A 12865-nucleotide genomic window follows, 5' to 3' on the forward strand; every position below is an offset into this window, starting at 1 on the left:
TTCATTAAATAAAATGAAACCAACAGAATTTGAAACTTATGTTGATAGCTTAACCAATAAGCATAAACCAAAATATAAGATAAACTATTAACCAGAAAAAAGGCAACCTTAATCAGGCAAGCTCAAAGATCAAACCCACAACCGAGAACTCACAACCAACAACCATTTTTTCATTACCTTTCCAAAACAAAACCAAAACAACACCCAATGAAAAATTTTTACATTCTTCTTTTAATCCTCTCCACCCAGTTCACCTTCGCTCAAATACGTTTTCAGAATATCCCTGAAGACGCTATATACCCAGAAAGCATGGCGGTTGAAACCATCACCGCAACCATCGCCTACCAAGGTTATGAAGAAACCCAAGCCTATTTCGGTGAAGGCGAATACGAAATCTTTTTAGACAATCTAGATGGAGTGTTGGACAAACCCATTATCGTCCTCGACGGTTTTGATCCGGGTGATTCTCGCGATATTTCTGGACTTTATGCCAGCTTGAGCTTTGGCGGACAAAACATGGCAGACATTCTTCGCGACGAAGGTTTTGATATCGTCATTCTAAACGCTCCACTTTACACTACGGGAGGAAAAGATATAGACGGCGGTGGCGATTATATTCAGAGAAACGCTATGGTTTTAATAGCAATGATCCAGAAATTAAACGCAGACAAAGTAGGCAATGAAAAACTCGTTGTTCTCGGCCCAAGTATGGGTGGCCTTATTGCTCGTTACGCCCTTTCATATATGGAAACCAACAGCTTAGATCCAGAAACACGTCTCTACATTTCGTTTGATTCGCCACACAGGGGAGCAAACATTCCTATCAGCCTTCAATACCTAATAAACTATTTCGCAGTACAAGTGGGAGACGTTACAGCCCAACAAGTTGTTGACCAATTGCTGAATTCTCCAGCCTCCAAAGAAATGCTACTCGATCATTTACTAGGTCATTTATTAGCAGGCTCAGACTTTGAGCAAGACCCAACAAAAGTATTGCCTTTGGGCGCCCCCGGTTTCAGAAATGAATTTCAAGCCGAGCTAGATGCTTTAGGTTTTCCAAACAATGTTAGAAACGTTACAATGATCAATGGCGCTGGAAACGGAACAACTACTGGTAGCCCTGGCATAACGGTTGTTGATACTAACCTTGAGATAGACGCCACTACCGATGTAGATGTAGCGCTAAAATTCACTCCAGCTGCAAGTCAGACAAACACGGTTACAGATGTTACTGTCAACTTTTTTGGTTTTCCTATTAACACTTATCAAACAACATCCCAGTCATCAAATAGTAGCGATGGAGTAGATAGTGCTCCAGGAGGAACGGGAAGTATCAGCGATGCTCTTGGCGATGGCGGAGGTAACCAAGTGCTTATAGATTTCATCAATGCTTTGCAACAGGATTTATATTCTTTTATCCCAACGATGAGTTCTTTGGCTATTGATAATCCAGATTGGTTTGCCACACCCAATTTGGCCGATTCACCTTTTGTAAATTTCTACATCCCAGACACAAACGAAGACCACGTAACCGTTACGGCGGCAAGCGCCCAGTTTGCTTTAGATGAAATTAGAAACGGAACCATAGGAATCTCTGAAAATCAGTTAAACAATCAATTCATCCTTTCCCAGAACCCAGTTTCAAACGACATCAAGATCAAAGTTCCACTCAATACTTCAAACAATAACGTAACCACATCGGTTTTCAGCATTACAGGACAGAAACTTATGGAACACACCTGGACCGCCCCACAAGGAGAAATTACTTGGAACCACAGTCTGGCGAGCGGAATCTATTTGTTGAAATTAAACAATGGAGTTTCAACCCAAACCATAAAGATGGTGGTGGAGTAACATTTTTTAATATGAAGAAATATGTAATCGCAGGGGCTGTTTGCTTAACACTTCTTTCGTGCGCTTCTAAGGAAGAAAGCATAATTGCAATAGACGTGCTATTAACACCTTCGGAAGAAATGCGAGCGCAAGCCTTTCAATTAAATGAGTTGATAAAGCAGAACAATCCCGAAACCATAAAGCTTGATGAAAACCACGTGCCACATATCACACTTTTGCAGTGTTTCATTAACGAAAGTGATTTACCAAAAGTGAAAAAGGCTTTGGAAGGACTTTTTAGCACGATAAAAAACGATTCCTTAAAGGCAGAAAATTTTTTCTATTACAAAGAAAAAGAAAAAAGTTTCGCGATGATTGCTGTTGAAAAGAATCAGCAATTATTAAAACTTCACGAGAAAACAATTGAATTAGTAAAACCTTTTATTCTGAAGGACGGCTCCGAAGAGTCCTTCGTAAAAAACCCAGATGGAAGTTCCATCAGTGAGTCCACCATTACTTATGTTCCTGAATTTGTGGAGAAGTATAGCTATGAAAATTTTGATCCACACATCAGTCTTGGGGTTGCACAGAAAACATTATTAGACAGTTTATCACAGCACGTTTTTAAACCAATTGAATTCACAGCTACATCAGTAAGTGTTTATCAGTTGGGCGATCACGGTACGGCACAAAAATTACTCTGGCAATCGGAATAGTCTATAATAAAAAAGCACCTTTCTATAGGTGCTTTTTTATTAAGTAAATTCAATTCGAAAATTTATATTTTCTCCAATGCGGCTTTAATATAAGTTTGACCCTCTAAAATCTCAAAAGTTTTATTCTTAGCAACTTTATCATCCAGAGCACCAACTAGTGTTTCAGCAACATCACGCCGTGAAATTTCACCTCGTTTATTAAGTTTTTCATCTAAATTAATTTTCCCTTTACCCTCTTCATTGGTCAAAGAACCTGGACGGACTATAGAATATTCAATGCCCAATTGCTTTAAATATTCATCGGCATTGTTTTTAGCTTTAAGATATTCTTTTAATTCTTTCGCTTCTTCGGGTTTGTCGGCTCCCATAGAGCTAAGCATTACAAATTTTTTCACGCCTTTCTCCTTAGCAGCATCCATTAATTTTTTGGCACCTTCTTGGTCAACTTCCTTTACTTTTTTTCCTCCTGAGCCTGCGGCAAAGATAACGCGGTCAATATCTTGAGTTGTCATACTTACGTCCTCTTCGAGATCTGCAAGAATGGTTTTTACACCTTCATTCTTAAAATGTGAAGCTTGGTCTTCGTTTCGAACCATTGCAACCGGTTCGTATTTATCAGATTCTTTTAAAATTGAAATTATCTTTTTTCCTGTGGTGCCATTTGCACCTGCTACTAATACTTTTTCCATAGCCACAATATAATGCTAGTTAAGAATGTACTGGACTAATTTCACACTCTTTAACCCTTCATGCTCCATGTTTTATAGCTTTATTAACGTTCGCGGATTTATTTCTCGTTTGATTGTGGTGTTGTTTGGGAGTGGGGTTGGAACTATTCTCAACAAAGTTTTCGAAATACTGTACAAACCTTTTTTTAGGTTTGCTCACAGATTTTTGAATCTTAAAATACTGGCATCTTATAAGAGTGATGCAATTAAATTTTTATCGGTATTTTCCTCAAAGTCTGCCAATCCGAGCGTATTTAGAAAATCATTGGAAAAAACCTTCGCCATTTCTTTGGATAAAAAACTGCTTCGGTATTCTTTCCAAATTTTGACATTATTACCGTACATATTCTCTGCAAGCCCAGAAAATGCCCAATTTGCATTCTTCCCCCAATGCAAAGTAAAGGCGATATTATTTTTTTGAAGTGTTTCAATAATGAGTTTGCCATATTCCTCAAGACTAATGAGGTTTCCAGATTTATTCCAAAGCACTCCGTCTATCTCAAGCATGCAGGTAATAGGAAATTTTGTAAAGGCAAGCGTAGCTTCTGACTGTTTTACAAAACGCATTGCAAAAATGCCTGGAATTGGGCCTTCCCTTTTGGTCATTTCACTAACAACCTCCAATGCTTTAACACAATCTTTTACGTCCACTCCCACGGAACACGCAAAGGCAGGGCCTTGATAGGCCGCATCCCAAAAAGTTTCATATAGCGTACCCATAGTTTCTTCATCTACGTTAGGAAGAATCGTTTTTTCTAGCTTTTTTATAAACCACGGAATACTGGATGGAAAGCTTTCGCTGATTTTTATAAACAGATAAATCACGTCGCGATAAATGGATTTCTGTATTTTGGTAAAAGGATCGGGATAGGGTAATTTATACGGTTTTTTATATATTACTTCCACCACATATTTGCTTTCGTCGGTATATGGATTCATAAAAACTTTGTAATGATAGGGACGCAACGGTTTTCCCGCAGCATCTATTTCGCCTTGTATTTTAAATGATGAATTTTTGAAATCCATTGTTTTTGCGAGCTCCAAAGCCACGTTCTTATCTATTTTACGCACATATCGTTTTAATAGAAACAGATTTTCAGCTTCAAGCAACACGCCGTGTATAAAGCCAAACGAGCCTAAACCTACCAAGGCAGCATTAAACAAGCCGTCGTTCCGTATTACTTTTGCATTTAATTTTTGGGCAAAAGCATTGGTAAGTCCGGGCGTGGTGTGCCGTTCTAAGTATATATTATCTTCTGGTCTTGGTCCAATAATTAAATTAAGCCCTACCACGTAATCCTGCACAGATCCAACGTCGAAAGCCGAACCATGTACCCCGGTCGAAATACAGCCAACAATGGTTTGGCCATTGCTAGCGCCGGTAGTTTTAAGCGATTTGCCGTGTTCTTCCAGTTTTTGGGAAATCTCCTTAATAGTATTTCCGCATTCAAAAAAATATAAATTTTCCGATTCGAATGTAGATTGGGGATGGACGTCTGTCGGGAAAATATTGATGTCCAAATTCATCAGATTGTTTTGGTGCACCCTATCTTTTTGATGCGCAATGCTAGACATGGACCAACGCGATCCGTAAGCTCTAAATCCTTCGTTGTTATCGCTACTATCTTTCAAGAGCCTTTGTATTTCAAGGGCAGCATCGTTGTAACGATCTATTGTAGAAGGCATGTTTGCTTTTCCTTCAAGGCGCGTTATGTAAAGTTTCTTTAATGGGAAGGGTCCATTTTTGTGTAAAGTATCCCATTCGGTTTTATTAAAAACAGTAGTTGTGGCCATAGTATTAATCTTCAGGTTTCATACATACATATCTAAGCTTCACTTTGCGTTTTTTGCCAAGAGTAACAAGGTAGAGCAGGCTGCCGCCGAAGGTGTTTTTATATTCAATAGAAAACAATTTTCCGGTTTCACAGCCTTCTTTTAAAACGCGGAAAGTAATATCGTCTGTAGTGATTCCGGCTTTTATAACCGTATCAAGTTCTACCACCATTTTGTCCCGATACCAATCGTCTCGCGTCATTTCATCTGGCGGCATTGGAGCTCCTTTGGTACTTACAATACGAACAGAATAACAAGAGGTAAAAAGACAAAAAGAAAAAACGAGTAATAGCGCCTTCACTGAAATTTTAAGAAATGGTTCCATATAATAATTATTAAAAAAATTAAAAATGGGGAGGAGAGAGTTTTACTATGCTGAATAATAGCAGTTTATAAAGTTATGGTTTTTTTCTGAAAGTGTGTAATTTTGTATTCCTTATTTTGAAACAAGACCTTATTGAAACAGCAATTTTAAAATCTTTTGTGAAATAAATTTTGCCACTTTAACTCTGCGTATATTTGTAAAACAATATTATTTAGAAAAATAATGGACTACACTGCAAAAATGCTGCGCGATGACGCTTTAAAAGGAAAAACAATAGTAGTAACTGGTGGCGGAAGCGGCCTAGGCAAGGCAATGACAACCTATTTTTTGGAATTGGGGGCCAATGTAGTTATTACTTCCCGTAACATAGAAAAGCTACAAGCTGTAAAGGCAGAACTGGAAGCTGCAACTGGTGGAAAAGTTTTGCCTGTGCAGTGTGATGTGCGAAATTATGATGAAGTTGAAGCAATGGTAGCAGCTTCTGTTAAGGAATTCGGCACTGTTGATGTTTTGTTGAATAACGCCGCAGGTAATTTTATTTCCCCAACGGAAAGACTTTCTGCAAATGCTTTTGATACAATCATTGATATCGTTTTAAAAGGAACAAAAAACTGTACCCTTGCCTTTGGAAAACATTGGATAGACAAAAAGGAAATAAATAAAGTAGTCTTGAATATTGTTACAACCTATGCCTTTACAGGTTCTGCTTACGTTGTGCCAAGCGCCACAGCAAAAGCTGGCGTGTTAGCGATGACACGTTCTTTGGCGGTGGAATGGGCCAAATATGGAATGCGTTTTAATGCTATAGCTCCAGGGCCATTCCCAACAAAGGGGGCTTGGGACAGATTGCTACCTGGCGATTTAAAAGAAAAATTTGATCCAGCTAAAAAAGTGCCAGTTAAACGAGTAGGGGAACACCAAGAATTGGCAAATCTTGCAGCTTATTTAGTTTCAGACTTTTCAGCATACATCAACGGCGAAGTAGTAGTAATAGACGGTGGTGAATGGCTTAAAGGAGCTGGGCAAATGAATCTTTTAGAAGAAGTTCCACAACAAATGTGGGACATGCTTGAAGCAATGATTCGCGAAAAAAAGAGTAAATAAAAACACTTTAAGTTGAAGATTTAGGCAAGAGCAACTCAAGATTAAAATACGTCGTATGAGAGTCTAATAGCGAAGCGGTCTAATTTCTAAAAGCACAGCGGTCTAACATCTGTTCACTTCCTGTTAACAAAAATGATTTTCTATCCACATAATTAATTGTACTTTTAACTCCTAAAATCTCAAGTAAATTAATGGGTAAAATTATTGCAATTGCAAACCAAAAAGGAGGCGTAGGCAAGACCACGACCTCAGTAAATTTAGCGGCCTCATTGGGCGTTTTGGAAAAGAAGGTTTTACTTATTGATGCAGATCCACAAGCCAATGCAACTTCAGGGTTGGGAATTGATGTTGAAAGTGTGGAAATTGGTACATACCAATTACTTGAACATAGCGCTACAGCTAAAGAAGCAATTGTTCCTACAAATTCACCTAATCTAGATTTGATACCCTCACACATAGATTTGGTAGCTATCGAGATTGAATTGGTTGATGTGGAGAACCGAGAATATATGCTGAAAAAAGCCATCGAAGGCTTAAAAGCAGATTACGATTATATACTTATAGATTGCGCACCATCATTGGGATTATTGACTTTAAACGCATTAACCGCGGCAGATTCAGTATTAATTCCAATTCAGTGTGAATATTTCGCTTTGGAAGGACTTGGAAAACTATTGAACACCATAAAGAGCGTTCAGAAAATACACAACGAAAACCTTGATATTGAAGGGCTGTTGCTCACAATGTATGATCAACGTTTACGCCTTTCAAACCAAGTGGTAGATGAGGTGAGAAAGCATTTTGATGAAATGGTTTTTGAAACAATCATTCAGCGTAATGTGCGTTTAAGTGAAGCGCCCAGTTATGGCGAAAGTATTATCAGTTATGATGCAGCTAGCAAAGGAGCCGATAATTATTTAAGTTTGGCGCACGAATTAATTAAGAAAAACGAAAAAGAATAAATGGCGAAAGCGACCAAAAAACAAGCCTTAGGCCGCGGACTTTCAGCATTGTTGAACGACCCTTCTAATGATATAAAATCTGTTGCAGACAAAAATGCTGACAAGGTTGTTGGCAGCATTGTGGAACTAAATTTGGGCAGTATTGAAGTAAACCCGTTTCAGCCGAGAACCAGTTTTAACGAAGAATCGCTTCGTGAACTAGCTTCTTCTATAAAAGAATTAGGCGTAATTCAGCCAATTACGGTTCGTAAATTAGATTTCAACAAATACCAATTGGTAAGTGGGGAACGTCGTTTCCGCGCTTCAAAATTGGTTGGTTTGGAAACCATTCCAGCCTATATTCGTATAGCAAACGACCAAGAATCTTTGGAAATGGCTTTGGTTGAAAATATCCAAAGACAAGATTTAGATCCTATTGAAATTGCACTTTCATACCAACGATTAATTGAAGAAATAAACGTAACCCAAGAAGAACTGAGCGACAGAGTAGGGAAGAACCGTTCTACCATCGCTAACTACTTGCGTTTGCTGAAGCTGGATCCAATTATCCAAACAGGAATGCGAGATGGTTTCATCAGTATGGGCCACGGGCGAGCACTTATAAATGTTGATGATTTAAGCAGTCAGCTTGATATTTATGAAAAGATTTTAAGTCAAAACCTTTCCGTTCGCGATACCGAAGCTTTGGTTCGGAATTTTAAAAGTCCTGACAAAAAAGCGACTCCACAAAAAACGAGCGCACCTCCTTTCGCAAAAAAAGCAAAGAAAGAATTGACAGATCTTTTTGAAACTTCTGTTGATGTAAAGGTTTCAAAATCTGGAAAAGGACAACTCGTTGTTCCTTTCAAAAATAAAGAAGACTTTGATCGCATTTTGAAGCTAATCAAAAGTGAAAAATAATTTCCTAAATATTTTTTTTTTAATCTTCGCTACATCACTGTTTGCGCAGACTTCTGATTCTTTAATAGTAAAAAAGGAAGAAAGGATAATTGTGGTGAACGATTCCATTTTGCCAAAAGAAGAATACAATCCACTAGCTCCCGCAAAAGCTGCTTTTTACTCTGCTGTGGTTCCAGGATTAGGGCAGGTTTACAATAAAAAATACTGGAAAATACCAATCATTTACGCAGGAATGGCTGCTGGAGTTTACTTTTACAAACAGCAGGATGATGATTACGATCGTTTCCGAAATGCATACAAAAGAAGACTTGCAGGTTACACAGATGATGAGTTTTACGGCAATGGCACTGAAGCCTTGATTAGCGATGATCGGTTGATAAACGCTCAAAAATCTGCCCAAAAAAATAAAAGCATCAGCATTATTGTAACAGTAGCCTTCTATTTATTGAATGTAGTAGATGCCAATGTGGACGCGCATTTAAGACAATACGAAGTAAGTGAAGATCTTTCGCTACAACCCAATTTCGATTATAACCAATTTAATGCGAAGCCACAGTACGGAATGTCGCTGACGTATCGTTTTAAGTAGAAAAAAGATAAGAGAATAAAGATGAAAGAGCCAAGAGCCAAGAACCAAGAGGCAAGAAATAAGACATCACTGTATATTTGGAGGTCTTTCGGTAATCTGTCATTCATCACTTGCCATTCGTCATTCAAATTATGAAAATAGCACTTCTAGGTTACGGAAAAATGGGCAAGACGATTGAGAAATTGGCTTTGGAAAAAGGACACTCAATAGTTTTTAAAAGCACCAGTGAATCTTCCGAGGGAGACTTTGAAGACGCTGAAGTTGCCATAGAATTTTCTTCGCCCGAGGCTGCTGTTAAAAACATTTCAAAAGCATTAGAAGCTGAAATTCCAATAGTTTCGGGTACTACGGGATGGTTGGGTGAATATTCTGAAATGGTAAACTTATGTGAAAAACGTAACGGAAGTTTTATTTATGCGTCCAACTTCAGTATTGGTGTGAACCTTTTTTTTAGTATAAATGAATACGCCGCAAAGCTGATGGCACCTTGGAAAGAATACAATGTTTCAGTTGAAGAAATCCATCACCTTGAAAAGAAAGATGCACCAAGCGGAACAGCAATTACAATTGCCGAAGGAATTTTGAAACACACTGATAAAAAGGATTGGAAGCTTAACACTTTCGCCGAAAATATTTTGAACATTACCGCTAAAAGAGAAGAAGATGTAAAAGGGACACATATCGTTTCTTATGATTCTGATATAGATACCATTTCATTTAAACACGAAGCACACAGTCGAGAAGGATTTGCTTTGGGAGCTATTTTGGCAGCAGATTGGATACAAAACAGAAAAGGAATCTTTACAATGAAAGATGTTCTCGGTATTAAATAATAAATTGCAGAAGTTTTAAACTTCAGAAAAACACACAATTATGAGTTGGACAGGATGGTTTATATTTTTTTTGATAGTTCAGGTAATCCATTTTGCTGGAACGTGGAAGTTGTATCAAGCCGCAGGCAGAAAAGCTTGGGAAGCTGCCGTACCGGTTTACAATTCAGTGGTTTTGATGAAAATCATCAACCGTCCGTGGTGGTGGACTATTTTACTTTTTGTACCAATCGTGAATTTAATTATGTTTCCTGTGGTTTGGGTGGAAACCCTTCGCAGTTTTGGACGCAATTCCACGACAGATACCTTTTTGGGTATTCTGACTTTGGGTCTTTATATTTATTACATTAACTATACCCAAAAACTCACATATATTGAAGAAAGGAGTCTAAAGCCTCGTACTTCAACCGGAGAATGGGTGAGCTCAATTCTGTTTGCGGTAGTTGCAGCAACCATTGTTCACACTTATATTATGCAGCCATTTACTATTCCAACTTCATCTTTGGAAAAGACCTTGTTAGTTGGTGATTTTCTTTTTGTAAGTAAATTTCATTACGGGGCTCGCACTCCGATGACGCCTATATCGTTCCCGATGGTGCACGATACAATTCCATTAGTTCATACAAAATCATATCGTACTGAACCTCAAATCCCTTATTTCCGACTTCCTGGTTTTCAGGATATAAAACACAATGATATTGTAGTTTTCAACTGGCCTGTGGATACTGTAAATGCGTTTCAGCAATACGGAGATGGGAAATATTATTACAAGCCCATCGACAAAAAATCAAATTACGTGAAACGCTGCGTGGCTTTGCCTGGCGATTCTCTAGAAGTACGTGATGGTTATGTTTTCATCAACGGAAAAAAGAACGATTTGCCAGATCGTGCAAGAATCCAGTTTTCTTATGAAGTGAAAGTAAATGGACAGCTCAACCCTGAAATGCTTTACAATCGCTATGACATTACGGACCGTTATGGATACGGAAATAATACGTACCGTTTTGCAGCTATATCGGAAGAGTCTTTGAATATGCTCAAAAATAACCCAAATGTGGTTGAAATTACGCGTCTTCACAGTGAAAAGGGTCAATGGGACCAAGGTATTTTTCCAAACAATCAAAATTATCCTTGGAACAATGATTTCTTCGGGCCATTATACATCCCGAAGCAAGGCGCAACAGTTTCCATCACTCCAGAAACATTGCCATTGTACAAACGCGTGATTGAAGTTTACGAAGGAAGTGAATTAGGAATTGACAATAAAATAACCCAATCTGGAACAGAGGTTTTATTGAACGGAAAAGCAATCACAGATTACACTTTCAAAATGGATTACTATTGGATGATGGGGGATAACCGAAACAATAGTGAGGACGCTCGTACTTGGGGCTTTGTACCTTTTAATCACGTTGTAGGGAAACCTGTATTCGTATGGATGAGCTGGGACGGTATCAACAAAAAAGTACGCTGGGAACGCCTTTTCACTACCGTTGGCGGTAGCGGGAAACCAGTTTCTTACTTAATGTATTTTGTGATTGTGGTAATTGGTTGGTTTGCCTTTGATTTTTATAGAAAAAGAAAAAAAGGAGCTAAAAAGTAATATGTCTGTTCGTGCAGTCGAGAACTTTTAAGGTTACGACTGCACTTAGCTGGACATTAAAAATATTTGATTATTGAGGAATTAATCTAAAAATGCTCTGTCCTTCCACGGCGATATAGATTAATCCATCCAGACCCATTTTCACATTCCGCACACGCCCAATATCCTGTGCAATTTTTTCGCGATTGGTTACTTTTTCACCATCAAGAGTGAGTAATTCCACATAAGCAAATTTCAGCGAGCCCACCAATAACTTGCCATTCCACTGCGGATATTTATTACCGGTTACAAAAGCCATTCCACAAGGCGCAATTGATGGTACCCAGTAATAAATAGGAGGCTCAATACCCGGTTTTGTGGTTTCATCTGTGATTTCCGTACCGCTGTAATTGACACCGTAGGTTACAATTGGCCAGCCATAATTAGCACCTTTTTTAACGATATTTATTTCATCTCCGCCTTTTGGTCCGTGTTCGTGCATCCAGATTTTTCCAGTTTCGGGATGTTTTGCCATTCCTTGTGGATTTCGGTTTCCGTATGTATAAATTGCTTTTTTAGCATTTGGTTCGTTGTAAAAAGGATTGTCTGTTGGAATGCTTCCATCATCGTTCAATCGGTAAATTTTTCCACCATCACGGGTTATATCTTGTGGATTTACTTCCCGCTCTCCACGCTCGCCAATGGAAAAATAAATAAAACCGTCATTATCAAATTCAATCCGTGAACCAAAGTGCTGCCCGGCCGTGGTGTTGGGTTCAGCTTTATAAAGGGTTTCAATATTTGTAAGCGAATTACCTTCCAACTTACACCGCATCAAAGCAGTGTGTCCGCCTTCGCCTAAACCTTCTTCCGAGGCATACGTCATATAAATCCAACCGTTTTCTTTATAGTTGGGGTGTAATTCAATATCTAACAATCCACCTTGACCGCTATTGTAAACTTTAGGAACGTTTGTTATTTCGATCTTTTCATTGTCTTTAAAATGGATTAACCTTCCATCTTTTTCGGTAATTAACATACTTCCATCGGGAAGCCAAGTCATTCCCCAAGGGTTTGAAAGGTTTTTTACTACCTCTTCAATTTTGTAGGATTGCGATTCCGTTTTCAGTGCCACATCGTTTTTCTTTTTTTGCTGGATACAAGACATTGAAAACGTCAAGAAAATGGCGAAAATAAATTTTAACTTCATAATCATTTTGTTTTCAAAAAGATACTGAAAATATGCTACAATGATAGAAAGCTTTTAAAAATTTATGATATCAAAAAAAAATCATCACGGTATTTAAAAATTGAACGGATATTTTTTTTTCAAATATAAAAAAATATCGTAACTTTTTAAACTCCTCAAAAAAGTTCCCCCTTTTAATTAATAAGCTCATAGTCAATAATTTAAAGTTAAATTTAGTAATTTAACCTTACTTTTATTGTTCATTTAAACTATT

At 38.0% G+C, this 12865-nt stretch carries 12 protein-coding genes; 8 read left to right on the forward strand and 4 right to left on the reverse strand.

What is annotated here, in order from left to right; translation table 11 throughout:
- Positions 1–207: 207 nt before the first annotated feature.
- Positions 208–1854 carry a T9SS type A sorting domain-containing protein gene (locus ESU54_RS14225; RefSeq protein WP_111843237.1) on the forward strand — a complete coding sequence of 549 codons (1647 nt, stop codon included), beginning with the start codon at positions 208–210 and terminating at the stop codon, positions 1852–1854.
- A gap of 11 nt (positions 1855–1865) precedes the next feature.
- The gene (locus tag ESU54_RS14230; RefSeq protein WP_111843236.1) at positions 1866–2549 is read left to right on the forward strand and encodes a 2'-5' RNA ligase family protein; all 684 of its coding nucleotides are present in this window, start codon (positions 1866–1868) and stop codon (positions 2547–2549) included.
- Between the two features lie 62 nt (positions 2550–2611).
- On the opposite strand, the gene ESU54_RS14235 is transcribed toward ESU54_RS14230, so the two are convergent.
- The 3 genes from ESU54_RS14235 to ESU54_RS14245 form a co-directional block, all read right to left on the reverse strand.
- Positions 2612–3238 (reverse strand): SDR family oxidoreductase, encoded by a 627-nt coding sequence (locus ESU54_RS14235; protein WP_111843235.1) that lies wholly within the window; start codon positions 3236–3238, stop codon positions 2612–2614.
- Positions 3239–3466: 228 nt separating this feature from the next.
- The gene (locus ESU54_RS14240) at positions 3467–5071 is read right to left on the reverse strand and encodes an FAD-linked oxidase (RefSeq protein WP_111843234.1); all 1605 of its coding nucleotides are present in this window, start codon (positions 5069–5071) and stop codon (positions 3467–3469) included.
- A 4-nt stretch (positions 5072–5075) separates the two neighbouring features.
- Positions 5076–5435 (reverse strand): hypothetical protein, encoded by a 360-nt coding sequence (locus ESU54_RS14245; protein WP_111843233.1) that lies wholly within the window; start codon positions 5433–5435, stop codon positions 5076–5078.
- A 222-nt stretch (positions 5436–5657) separates the two neighbouring features.
- On the opposite strand from ESU54_RS14245, the gene ESU54_RS14250 reads away from it, so the two are divergent.
- The 6 genes from ESU54_RS14250 (at position 5658) to lepB (ending at position 11423) form a co-directional block, all read left to right on the forward strand.
- A complete protein-coding gene (locus ESU54_RS14250; RefSeq protein ID WP_111843232.1) occupies positions 5658–6539 on the forward strand; it encodes an SDR family oxidoreductase in 882 nt (293 codons plus the stop codon).
- Between the two features lie 191 nt (positions 6540–6730).
- On the forward strand, positions 6731–7501 hold the full coding sequence (locus tag ESU54_RS14255; RefSeq protein WP_111843231.1) for a ParA family protein: 771 nt from the start codon (positions 6731–6733) through the stop codon (positions 7499–7501).
- Entirely contained in the window at positions 7502–8401 is a 900-nt protein-coding gene (locus ESU54_RS14260) for a ParB/RepB/Spo0J family partition protein (protein WP_111843230.1), read from the forward strand.
- On the forward strand, positions 8391–8990 hold the full coding sequence (locus ESU54_RS14265) for a DUF5683 domain-containing protein (RefSeq protein ID WP_111843229.1): 600 nt from the start codon (positions 8391–8393) through the stop codon (positions 8988–8990). Before ESU54_RS14260 ends, ESU54_RS14265 begins: the two co-directional genes overlap by 11 nt.
- A gap of 131 nt (positions 8991–9121) precedes the next feature.
- Complete coding sequence (gene dapB, locus ESU54_RS14270; RefSeq protein ID WP_111843228.1) at positions 9122–9823, forward strand: 4-hydroxy-tetrahydrodipicolinate reductase; 702 nt, start codon at positions 9122–9124, stop codon at positions 9821–9823.
- Between the two features lie 40 nt (positions 9824–9863).
- On the forward strand, positions 9864–11423 hold the full coding sequence (gene lepB / locus ESU54_RS14275; RefSeq protein WP_111843227.1) for a signal peptidase I: 1560 nt from the start codon (positions 9864–9866) through the stop codon (positions 11421–11423).
- 70 nt (positions 11424–11493) lie between these two features.
- Here the strand turns inward: lepB and ESU54_RS14280 are convergent, their stop codons facing one another.
- Entirely contained in the window at positions 11494–12612 is a 1119-nt protein-coding gene (locus ESU54_RS14280) for a PQQ-dependent sugar dehydrogenase (RefSeq protein WP_235004517.1), read from the reverse strand.
- Positions 12613–12865: the final 253 nt, after the last annotated feature.

The sequence above is a fragment of the Aequorivita antarctica genome (assembly GCF_007997155.1).
GTDB lineage: Bacteria > Bacteroidota > Bacteroidia > Flavobacteriales > Flavobacteriaceae > Aequorivita > Aequorivita antarctica.

Excerpts from the sequence above, each read along its gene's own strand:
- ESU54_RS14250 (WP_111843232.1), top strand. The coding sequence starts at position 5,658 with ATGGACTACACTGCAAAAATGCTGCGCGATGACGCTTTAAAAGGAAAA.
- ESU54_RS14235 (WP_111843235.1), bottom strand. The coding sequence starts at position 3,238 with ATGGAAAAAGTATTAGTAGCAGGTGCAAATGGCACCACAGGAAAAAAG.
- ESU54_RS14255 (WP_111843231.1), top strand. The coding sequence starts at position 6,731 with ATGGGTAAAATTATTGCAATTGCAAACCAAAAAGGAGGCGTAGGCAAG.
- ESU54_RS14260 (WP_111843230.1), top strand. The coding sequence starts at position 7,502 with ATGGCGAAAGCGACCAAAAAACAAGCCTTAGGCCGCGGACTTTCAGCA.
- ESU54_RS14225 (WP_111843237.1), top strand. The coding sequence starts at position 208 with ATGAAAAATTTTTACATTCTTCTTTTAATCCTCTCCACCCAGTTCACC.
- ESU54_RS14230 (WP_111843236.1), top strand. The coding sequence starts at position 1,866 with ATGAAGAAATATGTAATCGCAGGGGCTGTTTGCTTAACACTTCTTTCG.
- ESU54_RS14280 (WP_235004517.1), bottom strand. The coding sequence starts at position 12,612 with ATGAAGTTAAAATTTATTTTCGCCATTTTCTTGACGTTTTCAATGTCT.
- lepB (WP_111843227.1), top strand. The coding sequence starts at position 9,864 with ATGAGTTGGACAGGATGGTTTATATTTTTTTTGATAGTTCAGGTAATC.
- ESU54_RS14245 (WP_111843233.1), bottom strand. The coding sequence starts at position 5,435 with ATGGAACCATTTCTTAAAATTTCAGTGAAGGCGCTATTACTCGTTTTT.
- ESU54_RS14240 (WP_111843234.1), bottom strand. The coding sequence starts at position 5,071 with ATGGCCACAACTACTGTTTTTAATAAAACCGAATGGGATACTTTACAC.
- dapB (WP_111843228.1), top strand. The coding sequence starts at position 9,122 with ATGAAAATAGCACTTCTAGGTTACGGAAAAATGGGCAAGACGATTGAG.